Origin of the sequence: Billgrantia zhangzhouensis, assembly GCF_021404465.1 — a bacterium.
Classification (GTDB): Bacteria; Pseudomonadota; Gammaproteobacteria; order Pseudomonadales; family Halomonadaceae; genus Halomonas; species Halomonas zhangzhouensis.
The window spans coordinates 179,607-197,088 of sequence record NZ_JABFTT010000008.1 but is presented as its reverse complement, the minus strand read 5'-3'; the positions used below and the strand labels follow the sequence as shown (position 1 = coordinate 197,088).

The window sequence follows — 17,482 nt, the reverse complement described above, 5'->3', positions numbered from 1 at the left end:
ACTCTCCAGGAAAGGGAAATTCGCCGGAGATGCTACACGGATTGGCGTTTAGCCGCTAGCGAACCAGGTGCGGCACGGCGCCGCCCTTGCTTCAGATCAAGACAACGATACATCGGCAAAACTTGCCACTCGCCGAACGCTTGGTATGATACAAGACACCTGTACATTTCAACAGGGTCGAACAGAGGGGGGAAACGCCAATGCCAGCACCTTCCATACAGTATCTGTACCGACGCCCCAACCTGCCCATCGCCACCTCCTGGGACAGCGTCGAGGCCACCGATCTCACCGAGATCCCCTTGCTCGGGGACGTCTCGGCGGGCCTGCCGATCGAAGCCTGCCCCAGCGGCGGGACCATCCGCGCTCCCGCCTGCATGGTGCGACGCAATACCTACGCCCTGCGCGTGCGCGGCGATTCGATGATCGACTGCAACATCTTCGATGGCGACGTGATCATCATCGAGCGCCAGGAAAGCGCCGAGAACGGCGAGACCGCCGTGGTGCTGATCAACCAGCAGGAAGTCACGTTGAAGAAGCTCTATATCGAGAAGAACGGCGTACGCCTGCAGCCGGCCAACGAGAATATGGCGCCGATCTACCTCAAGAACAGCGACATCCAGGTCCTCGGCATGGTGATGGGTGTGGTGCGTCAGCAGGAACGTCCCGAGTTGACCCACTGATGCGCTATCCGGTCCCCGACCTGCCGCGGGGCACCTGGCGCGAGAGCGTGACGGAAGTGGAAAGGAGCCGCTTCATCGCCTGGCTCTGTCACGCCCCCGATGCTGGGGCCTTCGACGCCCTGCTGGCCGAGGCCCGCCGCGCCCATCCCAATGCCAGCCACCACTGCAGTGCCTATATCGCCGGCCCGCCCGGCGAGCAGAACGCCATCGGCTTTTCCGACGACGGTGAACCCGGCGGCACCGCAGGCCGCCCCATGTTCCAGGTGCTCGAGGGCACCGGACTGGGGCAGGTCGGCTGCGTGGTGACACGCTACTTCGGCGGCACCAAGCTGGGCACCGGCGGTTTGGTCCGCGCCTACGCCCAAGCCGTGGCCAAGGCACTCGACGGCCTGCCTCAGCGGGAAGTGATCGAGCGCCGCACCCTCAGGCTCAAGGTCGGCTTCGCGGGCGAAGCCGAAGCACGCGCCTGGCTCGAAAGCCGCGGAGCTCCGATCGAAGCCGTCGACTACGTCAGCGACGGGGTCCTGCTCAGCGTGGGCTGGCCCAGCGACACCGAGGCCGATTTCAACTCGCTGGAAGCTCGCCTGCGCGGCAATCTCAGCCTGGTCGAGACGGACTGACCTCCACCGTCACTCCCCGCAGCGCCACCTCGTAGGAGCGCTGGATATGGTCGTCCATCAATACTCGTGCGGCCTTGATGTCACGTTCCAGCGCCAGTTGCACCAGCTCGCCGTGCTGGGCATCCAGCACCCGGCGCACCTCCTGGGCCTCGGGCGCCATGCGTCGATAGCGATCGAACTGATCATGCAACTGCTCAATGAAGCGCAGCAGCCAGACCGAGCCGCAAGGAGCCACCAGGGTACGGTGGAAACGGGCGTGGAGTTGCTCCCACTCATCGACCTTTTCCGGCGCCATGTCGGCTCGCTTCAGTCGATGCGCCGCGGCTAGCAGCTCGGACTCCCACTCGGCGTCGCCAAAACGAATGGCTCTCTCCAGCGCCATGCCCTCGAGTTCTCGACGCATCTCCGCAATGTCGTCGAGTTCGCCTCGCTCCAAGCTGGGCACGCGGAAACCACGCTGGTTCTCCTGAATCAGCAGCCCGTAGGCCGCCAGGCGATTCAATGCCTCGCGCAGCGGGCTCAACCCTACCTCGTAGCGCTCCTTGAGCGCACTGATGGCGACTTTTTCCCCAGCGGCAAAACGGCCATTCACCAGGTCCTGGCGCAGGATATCGTAGATGCGGCTGGACGCCGTCAGCTGCTCCTTGCGTCTGGGTATCCCCATGCCCCCTCCTCAGTTCGTTTTGGCGGCGAAGGTTGACGCTGCTTTCGGGGTCAACCTATATTCTAGCCGCAATAATCGATTTTTCTCTTACAAGACGACAAATGAACCATAAATCAATAAGCACCCTCATTACCGGTGCAACTGAGGTGTCGGCATGACGGCTTCCGGCAAGGCACCCCTTAGCGCTCTGTTCTGGGCCTTTACCCGCGTCGGCCTACTCGGCTTTGGCGGCGGCCCTTCCATGATACCCCTGGTGCAGCAGGAGGTGGTCAAGCGCCATGCCTGGCTCAGCGACGAGGAGTTCGCCGATATCCTGGCCATCGGCAACACCCTTCCCGGCCCCATTGCCACCAAGATGCCCGGCTATATCGGCTACCGGGTCGCCGGCACGCTCGGTTGCCTGGTCGCCGTGACCGCCGTCATCCTGCCCATGATCGTGGCCATGATCGCGTTGCTAACCGCTTTCAGCCGTTACCGAGACATGGCCTGGATTCGCGGCATGGGTCAGGCGGTGGTACCGGTAGTGATGGTAATGATGGGCCAGCTGACATTGGATTTCTGGCATAAGTCGCGGCTCGCCCTGGGCTGGATCGCCAGCCTGGCCCTGGCCGCGACATCGGGCGTGCTGATCTACTACATCGGCATCCATCCCGGCCTGATCATCGGTGCACTACTGGCCACCGCTCTGCTGTGTCCCACGCGCCGGCGCAAGGAGGCGGCCCAGTGATCTACTGGCACCTTTTTCTCGCCTTCTTCATCCCCAACATCATCGGTTATGGCGGCGGCCCGGCCATCATCCCGTTGATCGAAGCCGAAGTGGTGGGCCGCTACGGTTGGATGAACGCCCAGCAGTTCGCCGAAACCCTCGCCCTCGGCAACGCTTTGCCGAGCCCCATCGCCACCAAGATGGCCGGCTACGTGGGCTATGACGTGGCAGGCTTCGGCGGCGCCCTGGTGGCGGTGCTGGCCACAGTGGCACCATCGCTGCTGCTGATGCTCGGTGCACTGGGGCTGCTCTACCGCCATCGCAACTCGCCCCGCGTTCAGCGCATGAGCCAGTGGGTACGCCCGGTGATCGCCATGATGATGGCCTGGCTTACATGGAGCTTTTTCAACGAAGGAATGGTTAACGCCGGGCTGCTGCATACGCTGCTGATTGGTGCAGTGGCTGCCATCGCCCTCGTTCGCTTCCGTACGCATCCGGCCTTCGTGGTCCTGGGAGCACTCGTCTATGGAGGAGTCTTCATTCCATAGCCACTTGTGTCTGTCTTCAGGCAGGCCACCATCAACAACGCCCAAACCATAACGACACAAAACGAGGTTGACTCATGAAACTGACCCCGCTTCTGGCTGCCACCGCTGCTACCGCGGCCCTCATTGCCGCACCTCTGACACTGGCGGCCGAGGACTACCCGAACAAGCCCGTCGAATTCATCGTACCCTGGGGCCCCGGTGGCGGCAGCGACCTGCTGATGCGCATTGTGGGCCAGCACCTGGAGAAGGAGCTTGGCCAGGCGGTGCCGATCATCAACATGCCCGGTGCCAGCGGCACGGTCGGTCTGCGCGAGGCCTCGCGCCGCGACAATGACGGCTACACCATTACTCAGATTCACGAAGGGCTGATGATCGCCCACCATTCCGGCGTCACCGAGCAGAACTGGGACGATTTCGAGCCTATCTCGATGATGACCAGCATCAACTCGGTCATCGCCGTCAACGCCGATACCGGCTGGGAAACCCTGGACGACATGCTCGAAGACGTCACTGCACGCCCGGGCGAGTACCGTATGGGCGTCACGCTGGGCGGCATTCCCCACTTGTGGGCCGTGCAGTTCGAACAGGCCACTGACACCGAATTCGGCTATGTCGGCTATGAAGGTACCGGCGAGCGCCTTCGGGCCCTGGCCGGCGGCCATATCACCATCGCCATAGAGGATTACTCCTCAGCCAGCAGTCTGGTCGAGAATGGTGACCTCAAGATACTGGCCGTCGCGACCGAAGAGCGCATCGAGGAGTTGCCCGAGACACCGACACTCAAGGAACTCGGCTATGACCTGGAGTTTCTGGTGACCCGCGGCATCGTGGCACCGAAGGGCACGCCAGACGAGATTCTGGAGATACTCGAGAACGCACTGGCAAAGGTAGCCGCGAGCGAGGATTACCGTGATCAAATCATCAACGTTGGCGGCACCGTACGCTACATGAACCGTGACGACTACGTTGCCTATCTAAACGACATGGATCAGTTCATCGAAACCAACGCCCACCTGCTCGACTGAAGGCAGGGCTACACGAGGAGACTGTCATGGCGCAAAGACGCTCGCAGGAAGCCCTACTGCCCTCGCTGCAATTGGTGTCTTATGTCGCCATTGCCTCGGTGGCCCTGTTCATGGCAATCAAGGCCGGTTCCTTACCGGCCTCACGCTGGGAGCCCATGAGCTCGGGGGCCTTTCCACGTATTATTTTCATCGCCGTGGCCCTGCTGTGCGGGGCCGCTTTCGTTACCGAATTGATGAAGCGGGGCATGCCCCGCACCAACTGGGCAGCCTGTGTCGCCCAGGTTCACCGGCTGAAGATGGTATTCCTCAATCTAGCGTTGTTCATCATCTATGTGATCAGCATGCCCAAGGCCGGCTTCTTGCTCAGTACCTTCATCTACCTGACATTCGCACAACTGTTGCTGGCCCCCAAGCGTCCGGCCACGATTGTTCTGGTGCTGGCCGTTGCCACGTTCTTCTCTGCCGGCCCTTACTACCTCTTTTCTGAGGTGTTCAATATCTACCTACCCAGAGCCAGGTGGTAAGCGGGTGATCTCATGACTGACGCTTTCGTACTCGCCCTGAGTGGCGTATTCGACCCCTACACCTTAGCGCTGATGGCAGTAGCAACATTCGCTGGCATCGTGTCGGCTGCCATACCGGGCTTCACCATCACGATGGCCATCGTACTCACGCTGCCCCTGACTTTTGCCATGCCGCCGCTTCAAGGCGTTGCAGTCATGCTGTCGGTCTACGTGGGCGGTCTGAGTGGTGGGCTATTCAGTGCGGCGTTGCTGGGCATTCCCGGCACGCCCTCCTCGGTCGCCACCACCTTCGATGCCTTCCCCATGGCCCGCAAGGGCCAGCCCGGCAAGGCGATCTCCCTGGGGCTGGTCGCCTCCTTTCTCGGCTCGCTGATCTCGATTATCGTGCTGATCATGGCGGCTCCTCCGCTTGCCCTGCTGGCCGTGAAACTTGGCCCCTGGGAGTACTTCGCCCTCATTTTGTTTGCCCTGACCATCATTGCCAGCCTGGTGGGTGATTCACTGCTACGCGGCCTGATCGCCGGCCTGATCGGTATCGGATTGGCCACCATCGGTCCAGATCCCATCATGGGCCGGGAGCGCTTTACCTTCGGTCAGGAAATGCTCACCGCCGGCATTCCCTTTCTGGTCGTGCTGATCGGCATGTATGCCATGAGTCAGCTACTCTCGGAGCTGGAGCCTAGTCGCAGCGGTAAGCCCCAGTCGGCATCATTGATCAGCGGAGACATGCGCCCTCACCTGCTCGAGACGCTCACGCTGACCGTGATGAAGCCTGTCAACACGCTGCGCTCTTCATTGATCGGCGTTTTCATCGGCGCCGTACCCGGCGCCGGCAGCTCGATCTCAAACCTTTTAGCCTATGATCAGGCCAAGCGCGCTTCGAAGCACCCCGAAACCTTCGGCCAGGGCGAGCCTCAGGGCGTTGTTGCATCAGAATCGGGCAACTCCTCTACCGTCGGCGGCAGCATGATCCCCCTAATCGCCTTGGGGATCCCCGGCTCGCCCGTTGATGCTGTGCTCATGGCAGCGATCATGGTTCACGGCATCAGCATTGGCCCACGCCTTATCCTGGACAACCCTGACCTGGTCTACGGCATGTTCATTTCCATGGCCGTGGCATCTGTCTTCATGCTATTCATCGGGCTGGCGCTGATGCGTGCCTTTCTAAGGCTGCTCAATGTACCCAAGTACATTGTGGTTCCGGTCGTACTGGCCTGCTGTGCCATCGGCGCCTTTACGCTGAACAACCGCATCTCCGACCTTTACCTGCTGGGCTGCATCGGCGCCGTGGGCTACGTATTAAAGAAGCTCGACTACCCTCTGGCACCTCTGGTGCTAGGCGTGGTGCTCGGCCCCATTGCCGAAACCAACCTACGCCGGGCATTCCAGACCAGCGACGACTGGACGCTATTTTTGACCCGCCCCATTTCCGCCATGCTGCTGGTACTGGCGGCCATTTCCATCGTCTACAGCATCGTCAGCTACACGAAGCGCCGTCATACCAGCGCCTCTCTCGAATAGGACTTGCCATGAACGCAGACCCTCACTACTACCCTTCCGCATCACGCCGCATGGTGACCTTCGGCCATCGTGGCATGGTCGCCACTTCCCAGCCTCTGGCCGCCCAAGCCGGGGGGGATATGCTCAAGCGCGGTGGTAATGCCATAGACGCGGCGATCGCCACCGCCGCAGCACTGACCGTAGTGGAGCCCACCTCGAACGGCATCGGCAGCGACGCCTTCGCCATCGTGTGGATGAATGGTGAACTGCACGGCCTCAATGCCAGTGGTCCTGCGCCGCAAAGTATTTCTGTCGAGGCGCTCAAAGCACTGGGACATGAGAAGATGCCGGCCCATGGCCTGGTCCCGGTGACCGTGCCCGGCGCACCGGGCGCATGGGCAGAGCTTTCCGAACGCTTCGGCAAACTGCCGTTTGCCGAGCTGCTGGCACCGGCCATCGAGTTTGCAGAACAGGGCTATGCGGTGACGCCGGTAGCCAGCCTACTATGGGAAAGCGCATTCAAGCGCTATGGTCAGTATGAGCGAGAGGAGTTCGCCCCCTGGTTCGAGCACTTCGCGCCCGAAGGCCGGCCACCGTCTGCAGGCGAAGTCTGGTGCTCTCAGGATATGGCCGGCACCCTCAAGGCTATCGCCGCAAGCCATGCACGGGCCTTTTATGAGGGTGAGCTGGCGGATCGCATTGACGCCTTCTCACGTGAGCATGGGGGCTTCCTGCGCAAAGAGGACCTTGCCGCCTTCCAGCCTGAGTGGGTAGAGCCTATCGCTACCCGCTATCGCGGCCACGATATCTGGGAAATCCCGCCCAACGGCAGCGGACTGATCGTGCTGCAGGCACTGGGCATTCTGGAGCGCCTGGGCGAGGAGGGTCGCGACCCGGTGGAAACTCTGCATCGTCGCATCGAGGCGACCAAGCTGGGCTACGTCGATGGCCAGCGCTACATCACCGAGCGCGAGGCCATGGGCCCGAGCGTAGAGCAGTTACTGGCCGACGACTATCTCAAAGCCCGTGCCGGGCAGATCGGCGAAAGGGCGCTCGATCCTCAGCATGGCAATCCGATCCGCGGCGGCACCGTGTACCTGGCGACCGCCGATGGCGACGGCAACATGGTCTCGTTCATTCAGAGCAACTACGAGGGCTTCGGCTCGGGTATCGTGGTGCCGGGCACCGGCATCAGCCTGCAGAACCGCGGCTGGTCCTTCTCGCTCGACCCCGAGCACGCCAACGCCCTGGCGCCGGGCAAACGCACCTACCACACCATCATTCCCGGTTTCATTACCCGAGATGGCGAAGCGGTGGGTCCCTTCGGCGTGATGGGCGGCTTCATGCAGCCGCAAGGTCATGTGCAGGTGGTCACCGCCATGCTCGATGACCACCTCAACCCTCAGGCCGCTCTCGACATGCCGCGCTGGAAGTGGACCCAGGGGCGAACCGTGGAAGTGGAACCGCACTTCCCCGATCATCTGGCCCAGGCGCTGGCGAGGCGGGGCCATCATATCGTCAAAGTGGCCGATTCGATCAGCTTCGGCCGCGGCCAGATCATCCTGCGCGACAGCGTGACCGGAGTGCTCTGCGGCGGCACCGAGCCGCGCACCGACGGCGCAGTCTTGCCCTGGTAGCTGCTCTGTTCGCAAAGGTTCAGGGCGCCATGCCCGGTATGGCGCTCGTTCTTCCCCTCTCTTGCAGGTTCACCTACAGGTTCGTGCCTTCTCGCCCACGGCCGTTGTCGCCAAGGCGCCTCTACCCACCATGGTATACCGAGCATTTTGCTCAAGACTTCTTCCCTGCCTAGCCTCTGCACATTTTCCTTTCTTCATGAAACTATGCCCATCCCCTCCACTGCGGGCCTTTCACCTTTCTCACGGCTCTGACCATAGCACCTTCGGCAAAATTTGATTCAGGTCAGAAAAAGCCTTGACAGGCCAAGCGAGGGGAATTTACGCTGCTCACATGGCTTTTGGTATACCATGAGCCATCCACAAGACACCGGCCTACCCAGGCCCATGACGCAACCCACCATGCTCGAACAACATTCTTGAACAACAAGGGCGCTGACCCGCAACAGCCAGCGCACGGCACAATCAGGAGTCCTCCCATGGCACAGTTGATGAACCGCGATGAATTCCGTACCGCCCTGGAAGAAGCCATCAAGGGCAAGAGCGCCAACAAGGCCCCATTCAGCGTGGCCTGGGCCAGCGGCAAGCTGTCCCGCGATCACCTCGCCCGCTGGGCCGAAAACCACTACCACTACGTTGGCCCGTTCGCCGACTACCTGGCGTACATCTATGCCAATACCCCGGAGAACTACACCGAAGCCAAGGATTTCCTGCTGCAGAACATGTACGAGGAAGAGCTTGGTGGCGACCGGCATACCGACCTGCTGATCCGCTTCGCCGAGGCCTGCGGCACCACCCGCGAGCGCGTCGAGAATCCCGACAACATGTCGCCCACCACCCGCGGCCTGCAGAGCTGGTGCTATGCCGTGGCCATGCGTGAGCACCCGGTGGTCGCCGTGGCGGCACTGGTGGTCGGCCTGGAGTCACAGGTGCCCTCGATCTACCGCAAGCAGACCCCGACCCTGCGCGAGAAGTACGGCTTCACCGACGAAGAGGTCGAGTTCTTCGACCTGCACATCGTCTCCGACGAGATCCACGGCGAGCGTGGCTACCAGATCGTGCTGGAGCACGCCGACACCGTCGAGCTGCAGCAGCGCTGCCTGAAGATCTGCGAGATCGGTGCCCAGATGCGCCTGCTCTACACCACCGCGCTGTACTACGACTATGTCGCCGGTGACCTGCCCCTCACCGAGCTCGACATGGCGGCCTGAGCGAGGCCCTGCCTCACTCGCCCCCGCGCTTACACATCTGCCGGCCCGGTGCCGGCAGATGCTCAGCGCGACACGGACCATGACGAAGCCAGCGACGACAGCCAGTGACGACAAGAGGTAAGCGTCTTGGATAACGCAACCCAGTTTCTCAACTACATCGACGGCCAGTGGGTCGCTAGCGGCTCAGGGAACACCTTCGAGAACCGCAACCCCGCCGACCAGGACGACCTGCTCGGCCTGTTCCAGGCCAGCACCACGGAGGACGCGCGCCGGGCCATCGCAGCGGCCGACCGTGCCTTCGCCGAGTGGCGGGCCACGCCGATCTCGCAGCGTGCCAGGATCCTCAATCGCGCCGCCGACTACCTGATGGAGAACCTCGAGCCGTTCGCCCAGGAGCTGACCCGCGAGGAAGGCAAGCTGCTGGCCAACAGCCGCGACGAGATAGCCCGTTCCGCCCAGACCCTGCGCTTCTACGCGGTGGAAGGCCAGACCATCACCGGCGAGACCTTCCCCCAGGACGACGCCAGGATGACGGTCTATACCCAGCGCGAGCCGCTCGGCGTGGCCACCATCATCACGCCATGGAACTTCCCCATCTCGATTCCGGCGCGCAAGATCGCCCCGGCACTGATCACCGGTAACAGCGTGGTGTTCAAGCCCTCCTCCGATGCCCCGCTGATCGGCTATCGCCTGGCCGAAGCCCTGCATCATGCCGGCGTGCCGGCCGGAGTCTTCAACTTCATCACCGGCGCCGCCTCGGCCATCGGCGAGGAGATCACCGCCAATCCGGTGGTCAAGGCGATCTCCTTCACCGGCTCCACCGCCGCCGGCGAGCGCATCCACCGCGCCGCGGCCATGGCCACCCGCACCCAGATGGAACTTGGCGGCAAGAACCCGCTGATCGTGCTGGAGGATGCCGACATCGACACCGCGGTCGACCTGACCGTGAAGGGCGGCTTCTCGCTCACCGGGCAGGCCTGCACCGGCACCAGTCGTGTGCTGATCGCGCGCTCGTGCAAGGAGGCGTATCTCACTCGCCTGGTAGAGAAGGTCAAGACGCTGAAGATCGGCAACGGCATGGCCGAGGGCACCCAGATCGGCCCGCTGGCCACCCGCCAGCAGCTCGACACCGTGCTTAGCTACATCGAGACGGGCAGAAAAGAAGCCACCCACGTCCACGGCGGCGAACACCTCACCGAGGGCGACTACGCCAAGGGCTTCTACGTCACCCCGGCGATCTTCAGCGACGTGACCCAGGAGATGCGCATCGCCCAGGAGGAGATCTTCGGCCCGGTCGTGGCGGTGATCGAGATCGACGGCTACGAAGACGCCATCGCCGAGGCCAACGATACGCCCTATGGGCTCTCCGCCGCCCTGGTGACGAAGAACTTCGATTACATCCAGCGCTTCCCGCTCGATATCCAGGCCGGCACGGTGAAGATCAACCGCACCACCACCGGCAACCTGGTCAACGCCCCCTTCGGCGGACTGAAGCAGTCGAGCACCTCGACCTTCCGCGAGTCAGGACGTGCCGGACTCGACTTCTTCACCCAGACCAAGACCGTCTACCTCGGCTGCTGAGGCCGCCCCTGCAACGACAACCTGACGACAAGGTGACCCAATGAAACAGGTATTTCGACTGGAACTGGAAGAAGCCAAGCTGATGGTGGAAGCCGCCAAGCAGCGCTCCGAGGAGATCGGCGTACTGGAAACCATCTGCGTGGTGGACGACGGCGGCTACCCGCTGGCCATGGAGCGCATGAACGGCGCTCGCGTCACCGGCCCGCAGATCGCCTGGAACAAGGCCTTCACCGCCGCCGGCCACAAGCGCTCGACCCACCTGTTCAACACCGCTCCCAACGGCCCTGCCCTGCCGGGCAACGAGGCCTTCGGCATCCAGTGGAGCTTCGAGGGCAAGTTCGCCGTGTTCGTCGGCGGCTTCCCCATCGTGGTCGATGGCGAGGTGATCGGCGGCGTGGGCCTGAGCGGCGGCAACGGCGAGCAGGACACCCAGGCTGGCCTCGCCGCGCTGAAGGCCCTTCAGGACCATCTACGCGAGTCGGGCCATGAGGTGATGGTCGAGGCCGACATCAAGAAGTGAGCCCTACGGCTCCGACGATAGCGTCGGCAAGCGGCCACGCCTCTTGCCGACCCCTGACGAACGGCCAAGCGCCGACACCCGGCAGACAACGACAAGACTGCCTGGCATGGGTGCGCTCGAGGAGGCTGCCATGAGCTACCGTATCACTCTCTCCGAATCCTCCGACTCCTTCGACGCCCAGCCGGGAGAACCGCTGCTCGAGGCCGCCGAGCGCGCGGGCTTTCCGCTGGTGCACGACTGCCGCTTCGGCGGTTGCGGCGCCTGCCGCGTCAAGCTGCTGGAAGGACGCGTCGACTACGAGGAGTTTCCCTTCGGACTGACCGAGGAGGAAGCCGGAGAAGGTTATGCCTTGGCCTGTCAGGCCCGGGCCTGCAGCGACCTGACCATCAGCGTCAGCCTACTGCCGGAAGGGCACGTGCCCTCCGACTTCCATGTCGCCACGATCGAGCGACTGGACAAGCTCAGCCATGATGTGACCCACCTGGTGCTGCGTATTCCCACAGCGAGCGACGTGCAGTTCCATCCGGGCCAGTACCTCAACGTGATGCTCGACGACGGCAGTCCGCGCAGCTTCTCGATGGCCTCGCCACCCAACGGCGAGCTGTTCGATCTGCATATACGCCGCGTTCCGGGCGGCTATTTCACCGGCCGCCTCGAAACCCACTACCAGCCCGGCGACACCTTGGACGTGGAGCTGCCGCTGGGCGCCTTCCGCCACGACGCCACGAGCCCTCGCGAGCTGCTGATGGTGGCCGGCGGCACCGGCCTGGCGCCGATCAAGAGCATCATCGAGTCGCTCAAGGACGATCCGCTACGCCCCGGCATCGCCCTCTACTGGGGCGTGCGTCGCGCCGAGGATCTCTACCTCGACGAGCAACTGCGCCGTTGGGCACGCACGCTGCCCAACTTCCGCTATGTGCCGGTGCTCTCGGAGCCCGACCCGCAGTGGGGCGGACGCCGTGGCTTCGTTCATCAGGCCGTATGCGAGGATCACGACGACCTTTCGGCCTTCGACGCCTACCTGTGCGGTCCCCCGCCGATGATCGCCGCTGCCAAGACGAGCTTTTCCCAGCGCGGCCTCGACGTCGAACGGATCTTTGCCGACAGCTTCAACTTCACCCATGAGCTCGACGGCAGCGTGGCCTGAGGCATCACCCGATCTAGCGAGGTAATCGACATGCCGGATATCACTTTCCTTACCAACGACGGCAAGGTCGTCAGCGCCCCCGAGGACGCCAACCTGCTGCGCGTATCGCTGCGCGAAAAGGGCGGCATTCCGTTCAAGTGCGGTGGCGGCCTGTGCGGTACCTGCAAGTGCCTCATCGAGGAGGGCCGTGAGAACACCGACGCGGTGAAGAAGAAGGAAGAGAAACTGCTCTCCGCCGAGGAACTCGAACAGGGCTACCGACTGGCCTGCCAGACCTTCCTCAAGGGTGACGTCAAGGTCTCCTGGGAGGAGGCTCCCAAAGGCGCCACTGCCGGTGCGCGCCAGGTCAGCCCCAAGGCAGAGGCATGAGGCAAGCGATGACGAACAACACCAGTATCCGAGTGGGGCTCATCGGCTACGGCACGGCGGGCAGGGACGTCGCCGAGGCCATCCTCGCCAACCAGGCGGGCGATACCCGCCTGGTGTCCGTGCTGGTGCGCGACGCCGGCAAGTACACCGGCATTTCCCTGGAAGGCTTCCAGATCACCGACAGCGAAGATGCCTTCTTCGCCAGCCATCCCGATGTGGTGGTCGAAACCGCAGGGCATGACGCCGTGATCCGCTACGCCGAGAAGTCGCTCACCAACGGCAGCGATTTCATGGTGGTCTCCGTCGGCGCCTTCTGCGACCAGGCGCTGCATGACCGGGTGCTGGGGAGCGCCAGCCGGCATGGTAGGCGAGTACTGGTGCCCTCGGCCGCAATCGCCGGACTCGACCGCATCGCTGCCGCCGCCCAGGGCTCGCTGGAGCGGGTCACGCTGACCACTCGCAAGCCGGTGAAAGCCTGGCGCGGTACCTTTGCCGAAGAAGTGGTCGATCTCGACACGGTGGCGCAACCGACGGTGATCTTCGAAGGCAATGCCCGCGAATCGTCCCGCGTGTTTCCCGAGAGCGTCAACGTCTCGGCAGCGCTGAGCCTGGCCGGTGTGGGCTTCGAGGCCACCGGGGTACGCGTACTGGTCGACCCCACCATCGACAAGAACGTGCACGAGGTTTCCGCCAAGGGCCTGTTCGGCGAGGTCCGCATCGAAGTGCAGAACACACCGTCACCGAACAATCCCAAGACCGGCTACATCGTCGCCATGAGTGTTGCCCGGGCGCTGAGGAACCTCACCGCCACGCTCGTCATAGGCTAGCCTCTCGGGCGGGGCCAGGCCCCAAACCGAAGGCCAAGCAGAGAAAATCGATCACCCTCTCATGCTCAAGGAGTTCGACAAGATGGGAAAAGCCTACTGGGTCTCTTGCTATCGTGAAATAAAAGATACCGAGAAGTATGCCAGCTACATAAAGCTTGCAATCCCCGCCATCACCGCTGGCGGCGGCGTCTTCCTGGCGCGTGATGTGGCCGCTTTTGCCTATGAATATGGCCTGAAGGATCGCACCATCATCATCGAGTTTCCGGATCTCGACAGTGCGCGTGCAACACACGATGGGGAAGCTTATAGGGCAGCACTGGAAGCTCTGGGTGATGGCGCGGTCAGGGATATCCGTCTTGTCGAAGGAGCCTGAACGGGAAGAGCCCAGCCATCTCCTTGCCATGTAGCAAACTTAAGAACGAGAACCCGGGCACCTTACCCAGCGCCCGGGTTCTCGTGTGTTCTACCAGGAAAATTCGGCTAGACCTGGGAGCGGCTGATATAGGCCTTGCGAGACTTCTCGAGATGGACGCGGGTAAAGCTCTCAGCCAGGTCCTCCTCGCCATTGCGGATGGCGCCGAGAATGTCCTGGTGCTCACGCAGAGCTTCCTTGGTACGTCCCGGCAGGGCGCTACTGAGATTGGAAAAGGCGCGCACGTAATCTTTTAGATCGACGAGCATTTCGTGGAGTTTAGGGTTGCCGGAGGCTCGCCCAATCAGGTCGTTGTACTTGACGTTGAGCTCCACCTCATCGCCGTCGCCATCCTGTAGGGCCTCGTCCATCTCGATCATGAGCCGGTCGATTTCGGCAGCGATTTCATCGTTGATCTTCTGTGCCGCCAAGCGCGCGGCGAGCGACTCCAGCGAGGCCAGGATCATGAACACCTCGAGGATCTCTGCCTGGGTGATCTCGTTGACCACCACTCCCTTGCGCGGCACCGTGCGCACGAAGCGCTGGGTCTCGAGACGGAACAGCGCCTCGCGGATCGGGGTGCGGCTGATGTTGAGCTTCTCGGCCAGCACCCGCTCGACCAGACGATCGCCTGCCTTGTACTCGCCGCGCAGGATGGCATCCTTGAGGTAGGCGTATACCTTGTCACGGATCGGAGAAAGGTCTTCCTGGGTCCAGGTCTCGGCCATCGGGCTACCTTCGGCTGTCTCGCGGCTATGGGCTATAGGAAGGAAACCCGCATTTTAGCATAGCGAAGTACCCCAGCGGTATCTGGTACACGAAGGGCCAGGCCATTTGCCCCGTACCAACGCACAAGGGCTGGAAGAGTCGGAGGGAGCGCGCCGTCGCTCAGTGTAGCGGTGCCTTTTCCAGGTGGGCGTCGATGGAGCCGAAGGTAACCAACTGCTCCAGCTCGGCGCGGGCCGCCTCCAGCGTGTCGAAACGCTCAAAGAACTTCAGCGGTACGCTGTTGCTCTTGCCGCCCTCGCCAGTCTCGACGATGCTGACCCTGCCTTGGTCAGCGGTAACTTTGGCAATGGTGAAACCGGCCTTCTTGCGGCCGTAGAAAAAGTATTCGTAGCATTCGACCGGGGTGATGCCCCGCCCCGGCCTGGCATCGTATTCGCCTAGCTTGCTGGTCAGAATGATGTACATCTCGCTGTCCTCTTGTTGGATTCGTGTTCGTGTTCGTCGTCATCGTGACGCCGGTTGCGTGACATCTCGTTGCGGCAGGCCTCAAACGGCGAGTTCACCTTCGCCGCGCGTAGCGCGGGCCTGTGCGGGCTCGGCCAATACCGTACGCACCGCCTGCGACAACTCTTCCAGCGCCTCTTCGACGATCGCCTTGCCGATCTCGAGGCTCGCCCGGGTGGCATCGCCGATACAGCCGTTACGCGTCATCTCCTCGTAGCGGTAGAAGCCCTGCAGCGGCTTGCCCGGGCGCATTCCCTCCCAGCGCCCGCCGTGAACGATATCACCCTTCTCCAGCCGCTCAGGACGTACCAGGTGGGGCGCCAGATAGTAGGCCTCGGATACCTCGCGCTCGCAGCTATGGCCGTACAGGGACGAGGAGATATGTGCCTGCATGGCCTGCTTGGCCGAGGCCGTGGTCTTGGCGTAATAGCAGTCGACCCCCAGTTCCTGGGCGAAGCTGGCACAGGCCAGGCCAAGGGTGCCCTGGTTGCCGCCATGGCTGTTGAGGAACAGCACCTTGTCGACCCCGTGGCGTTTCAGCGAGACGACCATGTCGCGCAGCACGGCCAGCAAGGTCTCCGGACGCAGGCTGATGGTGCCAGGAAAGTTGAGGTGATGCGGCGACACGCCCATGTTCACCGTCGGCGTCACCAGAACGAGCGGATACAACCTGGCCGCCAGCCGCTTGGCCATTTCCGTGGCCAGCACCGCATCGCAACTCTCGCTCATGTGCGGCCCGTGCTGTTCGTGGGCGCCGACCGGGACGATGGCCATCTTGACGCTCTTGAGGGCCACCGCGACCTCAGGCCAGGTCATCTCGGTCAGAAGGTAGCTTTCCATCCCGCTCTCTATCCCGTTTTCTTTCCCGCTCATCATCCCACGCTCCTCTTTCCTGCTCTCTTCGCCACCCGCACGACAGGGCTAGCCGGCAGGCAGCGTGTTGCTGGGTTCAAGCACAGCCCAAGCTTTTGGTATACCATATTCCAAAACTAGCCTAACTCAGCACGTTCTGTAAAGAATCTCTCAGAAGCCTTTCGTCGGATCGTCAGGCTGGGTGACAGCTGTGCTTGGCCACCTCACTGGAGAGCGTGATGTGCTCCTCGATCAGCTCCCGGGCACGGCGGGCATCGCGAGCCAGGGCCAGATCGACGAGCTCCTGGTGCTGGGTGTCGAGACGCTGGCGCAACTCCTGGGCACGCGGCGCCACGCGCCGGTAGCGGTCGAACTGGTCGTGCAGTTGGGAGATGAAGCGCAGCAGCCAAGTCGAACCGCAAGGGGCCACCAAGGCATTGTGAAAGCGTGCATGCAACTGCTCCCATTCGCCCACCGGCGTGCTCTCACCCGCCCGCCCCAGGCGGTGATTGGCTGCCAGCAGCTGGGACTCCCACTCGTCGTCGCCATACCGAATCGCCAGCTCCAGAGCCAAACCCTCGAGCTGACGGCGCATCTCGGTAATGTCGGCGAGCTCCACTCGTGTCAGCTCAAGAACGCGAAAGCCACGCTGATTCTCCTGACGCAATAGCCCATAGGCCGCCAGGCGGTTGAGCGCCTCACGCAGCGGACTCAGCCCCACCTGATAGGTTTCGCGAAGCCGTGTGATCGACAAACGCTCACCGGCATCGAACCGCCCGTTGAGCAGGTCCTGGCGCAGCGCTTCGTAGATCCGACTTGCCGTAGTAGCGCTCCCAGGACGGGTAGCTTGATTCATGGCGTGGCTCCATTCGATTTTTGGAATTTGGTATACCTTTCTTGACGATTTGTCTCGCGTGACCATACTCTAGACCAAATAATCGATTATTTCCATGGAAAAGCCATCACATAATTAAGTAATTTACTGTTTTTAATGAAATTATTCTTGGAATGCCGGAAAGGAACCCCTTGACATGACGACATCTCAACAGGGCAAGCTGTTCTTCTCCTTCCTTCGGATTAACCTTCTCGGGTTCGATGGCGGGCCTTCGGCAATGCATTTGGTACACCAAAAGGCGGTCAAGCGGCATGCCTGGCTGAAGAATGAAGTGTTCTCCAATGTCCTACGGCGGCTTGCTGCTGGGCTAGAAGACAACGACCGATCCCCCATGGAAAGCCACCCATCGAGACAGGAGAGACCAATGCGACAACCGCCGAGATGAGTGAATGACATGTGCGAAAGATGTCAAAGCACCACTTTCGTGACATGCAAGGCAACGACAACCGTGGCAATGCAGTAACCGACAACTACAAGCAGTCGATGAGCCGCCCGACACCCTCGGCGCCGCCATCGCCAAGCCTGACGACACGA

21 protein-coding genes are annotated in these 17,482 nt (G+C 62.3%); 16 read left to right on the top strand and 5 right to left on the bottom strand.

Annotated elements, in window-relative coordinates:
* The first annotated feature begins 200 nt into the window (after positions 1 to 200).
* Positions 201 to 680 carry a LexA family protein gene (locus HOP51_RS12215; RefSeq protein WP_234274168.1) on the top strand — a complete coding sequence of 160 codons (480 nt, stop codon included), beginning with the start codon at positions 201 to 203 and terminating at the stop codon, positions 678 to 680.
* Complete coding sequence (locus HOP51_RS12210; RefSeq protein ID WP_234274167.1) at positions 680 to 1,300, top strand: IMPACT family protein; 621 nt, start codon at positions 680 to 682, stop codon at positions 1,298 to 1,300. The genes HOP51_RS12215 and HOP51_RS12210 overlap by 1 nt, the downstream gene beginning before the upstream one ends.
* Here HOP51_RS12210 and HOP51_RS12205 read toward each other — a convergent pair.
* Positions 1,278 to 1,964, bottom strand: a complete 687-nt coding sequence (locus HOP51_RS12205) for a GntR family transcriptional regulator (RefSeq protein WP_234274166.1) — start codon at positions 1,962 to 1,964, stop codon at positions 1,278 to 1,280. The two genes, HOP51_RS12210 and HOP51_RS12205, sit on opposite strands and share 23 nt — an antisense overlap.
* Before the next feature lie 154 nt (positions 1,965 to 2,118).
* Between HOP51_RS12205 and HOP51_RS12200 the strand changes: the two genes are divergently transcribed.
* From HOP51_RS12200 to HOP51_RS12140, 13 genes are all read left to right on the top strand, one after another.
* Positions 2,119 to 2,691 (top strand): chromate transporter, encoded by a 573-nt coding sequence (locus HOP51_RS12200; RefSeq protein WP_234274165.1) that lies wholly within the window; start codon positions 2,119 to 2,121, stop codon positions 2,689 to 2,691.
* Positions 2,688 to 3,218: a chromate transporter gene (locus HOP51_RS12195; protein ID WP_234274164.1), complete on the top strand. Its 531-nt coding sequence runs from the start codon at positions 2,688 to 2,690 to the stop codon at positions 3,216 to 3,218. The genes HOP51_RS12200 and HOP51_RS12195 overlap by 4 nt, the downstream gene beginning before the upstream one ends.
* Positions 3,219 to 3,292: 74 nt before the next feature.
* Positions 3,293 to 4,243, top strand: a complete 951-nt coding sequence (locus tag HOP51_RS12190) for a tripartite tricarboxylate transporter substrate binding protein (protein WP_234274163.1) — start codon at positions 3,293 to 3,295, stop codon at positions 4,241 to 4,243.
* A gap of 26 nt (positions 4,244 to 4,269) precedes the next feature.
* Positions 4,270 to 4,767 (top strand): tripartite tricarboxylate transporter TctB family protein, encoded by a 498-nt coding sequence (locus HOP51_RS12185; protein WP_234274162.1) that lies wholly within the window; start codon positions 4,270 to 4,272, stop codon positions 4,765 to 4,767.
* 12 nt (positions 4,768 to 4,779) lie between these two features.
* Positions 4,780 to 6,288, top strand: coding sequence for a tripartite tricarboxylate transporter permease (locus HOP51_RS12180; protein ID WP_234274161.1), 1,509 nt, complete (start codon positions 4,780 to 4,782; stop codon positions 6,286 to 6,288).
* A gap of 8 nt (positions 6,289 to 6,296) precedes the next feature.
* On the top strand, positions 6,297 to 7,904 hold the full coding sequence (locus HOP51_RS12175) for a gamma-glutamyltransferase family protein (protein WP_234274160.1): 1,608 nt from the start codon (positions 6,297 to 6,299) through the stop codon (positions 7,902 to 7,904).
* A gap of 476 nt (positions 7,905 to 8,380) precedes the next feature.
* The gene (locus HOP51_RS12170) at positions 8,381 to 9,112 is read left to right on the top strand and encodes a TenA family transcriptional regulator (RefSeq protein WP_234274159.1); all 732 of its coding nucleotides are present in this window, start codon (positions 8,381 to 8,383) and stop codon (positions 9,110 to 9,112) included.
* A gap of 126 nt (positions 9,113 to 9,238) precedes the next feature.
* Entirely contained in the window at positions 9,239 to 10,693 is a 1,455-nt protein-coding gene (locus tag HOP51_RS12165) for an aldehyde dehydrogenase family protein (RefSeq protein ID WP_234274158.1), read from the top strand.
* Between the two features lie 40 nt (positions 10,694 to 10,733).
* Positions 10,734 to 11,213, top strand: a complete 480-nt coding sequence (locus HOP51_RS12160) for a GlcG/HbpS family heme-binding protein (RefSeq protein ID WP_159549085.1) — start codon at positions 10,734 to 10,736, stop codon at positions 11,211 to 11,213.
* A 130-nt stretch (positions 11,214 to 11,343) separates the two neighbouring features.
* Complete coding sequence (locus tag HOP51_RS12155) at positions 11,344 to 12,360, top strand: 2Fe-2S iron-sulfur cluster-binding protein (protein ID WP_234274157.1); 1,017 nt, start codon at positions 11,344 to 11,346, stop codon at positions 12,358 to 12,360.
* Between the two features lie 30 nt (positions 12,361 to 12,390).
* Positions 12,391 to 12,729, top strand: coding sequence for a 2Fe-2S iron-sulfur cluster-binding protein (locus tag HOP51_RS12150; RefSeq protein WP_234274156.1), 339 nt, complete (start codon positions 12,391 to 12,393; stop codon positions 12,727 to 12,729).
* A gap of 8 nt (positions 12,730 to 12,737) precedes the next feature.
* Positions 12,738 to 13,556: an aspartate dehydrogenase gene (gene nadX, locus HOP51_RS12145; RefSeq protein ID WP_234274155.1), complete on the top strand. Its 819-nt coding sequence runs from the start codon at positions 12,738 to 12,740 to the stop codon at positions 13,554 to 13,556.
* 61 nt (positions 13,557 to 13,617) lie between these two features.
* Positions 13,618 to 13,929 (top strand): DUF1330 domain-containing protein, encoded by a 312-nt coding sequence (locus tag HOP51_RS12140; RefSeq protein ID WP_234274154.1) that lies wholly within the window; start codon positions 13,618 to 13,620, stop codon positions 13,927 to 13,929.
* Between the two features lie 107 nt (positions 13,930 to 14,036).
* Here the strand turns inward: HOP51_RS12140 and HOP51_RS12135 are convergent, their stop codons facing one another.
* From HOP51_RS12135 to HOP51_RS12120, 4 genes are all read right to left on the bottom strand, one after another.
* On the bottom strand, positions 14,037 to 14,696 hold the full coding sequence (locus HOP51_RS12135; RefSeq protein WP_234274153.1) for a GntR family transcriptional regulator: 660 nt from the start codon (positions 14,694 to 14,696) through the stop codon (positions 14,037 to 14,039).
* Positions 14,697 to 14,856: 160 nt separating this feature from the next.
* On the bottom strand, positions 14,857 to 15,162 hold the full coding sequence (locus HOP51_RS12130) for a ferredoxin (RefSeq protein ID WP_234274152.1): 306 nt from the start codon (positions 15,160 to 15,162) through the stop codon (positions 14,857 to 14,859).
* An 81-nt stretch (positions 15,163 to 15,243) separates the two neighbouring features.
* Positions 15,244 to 16,041 carry a creatininase family protein gene (locus HOP51_RS12125; RefSeq protein ID WP_234274151.1) on the bottom strand — a complete coding sequence of 266 codons (798 nt, stop codon included), beginning with the start codon at positions 16,039 to 16,041 and terminating at the stop codon, positions 15,244 to 15,246.
* A gap of 205 nt (positions 16,042 to 16,246) precedes the next feature.
* On the bottom strand, positions 16,247 to 16,909 hold the full coding sequence (locus HOP51_RS12120) for a GntR family transcriptional regulator (RefSeq protein ID WP_234274150.1): 663 nt from the start codon (positions 16,907 to 16,909) through the stop codon (positions 16,247 to 16,249).
* 175 nt (positions 16,910 to 17,084) lie between these two features.
* Between HOP51_RS12120 and HOP51_RS12115 the strand changes: the two genes are divergently transcribed.
* On the top strand, positions 17,085 to 17,333 hold the full coding sequence (locus HOP51_RS12115; protein WP_267957719.1) for a chromate transporter: 249 nt from the start codon (positions 17,085 to 17,087) through the stop codon (positions 17,331 to 17,333).
* The last annotated feature ends 149 nt before the right edge of the window (positions 17,334 to 17,482 follow it).

Excerpts from the sequence above, each read along its gene's own strand:
- HOP51_RS12215 (WP_234274168.1), top strand. The coding sequence starts at position 201 with ATGCCAGCACCTTCCATACAGTATCTGTACCGACGCCCCAACCTGCCC.
- HOP51_RS12210 (WP_234274167.1), top strand. The coding sequence starts at position 680 with ATGCGCTATCCGGTCCCCGACCTGCCGCGGGGCACCTGGCGCGAGAGC.
- HOP51_RS12205 (WP_234274166.1), bottom strand. The coding sequence starts at position 1,964 with ATGGGGATACCCAGACGCAAGGAGCAGCTGACGGCGTCCAGCCGCATC.
- HOP51_RS12200 (WP_234274165.1), top strand. The coding sequence starts at position 2,119 with ATGACGGCTTCCGGCAAGGCACCCCTTAGCGCTCTGTTCTGGGCCTTT.
- HOP51_RS12190 (WP_234274163.1), top strand. The coding sequence starts at position 3,293 with ATGAAACTGACCCCGCTTCTGGCTGCCACCGCTGCTACCGCGGCCCTC.
- HOP51_RS12185 (WP_234274162.1), top strand. The coding sequence starts at position 4,270 with ATGGCGCAAAGACGCTCGCAGGAAGCCCTACTGCCCTCGCTGCAATTG.
- HOP51_RS12180 (WP_234274161.1), top strand. The coding sequence starts at position 4,780 with ATGACTGACGCTTTCGTACTCGCCCTGAGTGGCGTATTCGACCCCTAC.
- HOP51_RS12175 (WP_234274160.1), top strand. The coding sequence starts at position 6,297 with ATGAACGCAGACCCTCACTACTACCCTTCCGCATCACGCCGCATGGTG.
- HOP51_RS12170 (WP_234274159.1), top strand. The coding sequence starts at position 8,381 with ATGGCACAGTTGATGAACCGCGATGAATTCCGTACCGCCCTGGAAGAA.
- HOP51_RS12160 (WP_159549085.1), top strand. The coding sequence starts at position 10,734 with ATGAAACAGGTATTTCGACTGGAACTGGAAGAAGCCAAGCTGATGGTG.
- HOP51_RS12155 (WP_234274157.1), top strand. The coding sequence starts at position 11,344 with ATGAGCTACCGTATCACTCTCTCCGAATCCTCCGACTCCTTCGACGCC.
- HOP51_RS12150 (WP_234274156.1), top strand. The coding sequence starts at position 12,391 with ATGCCGGATATCACTTTCCTTACCAACGACGGCAAGGTCGTCAGCGCC.
- nadX (WP_234274155.1), top strand. The coding sequence starts at position 12,738 with ATGACGAACAACACCAGTATCCGAGTGGGGCTCATCGGCTACGGCACG.
- HOP51_RS12140 (WP_234274154.1), top strand. The coding sequence starts at position 13,618 with ATGCTCAAGGAGTTCGACAAGATGGGAAAAGCCTACTGGGTCTCTTGC.
- HOP51_RS12135 (WP_234274153.1), bottom strand. The coding sequence starts at position 14,696 with ATGGCCGAGACCTGGACCCAGGAAGACCTTTCTCCGATCCGTGACAAG.
- HOP51_RS12130 (WP_234274152.1), bottom strand. The coding sequence starts at position 15,162 with ATGTACATCATTCTGACCAGCAAGCTAGGCGAATACGATGCCAGGCCG.
- HOP51_RS12125 (WP_234274151.1), bottom strand. The coding sequence starts at position 16,041 with ATGGAAAGCTACCTTCTGACCGAGATGACCTGGCCTGAGGTCGCGGTG.
- HOP51_RS12120 (WP_234274150.1), bottom strand. The coding sequence starts at position 16,909 with ATGAATCAAGCTACCCGTCCTGGGAGCGCTACTACGGCAAGTCGGATC.
- HOP51_RS12115 (WP_267957719.1), top strand. The coding sequence starts at position 17,085 with ATGACGACATCTCAACAGGGCAAGCTGTTCTTCTCCTTCCTTCGGATT.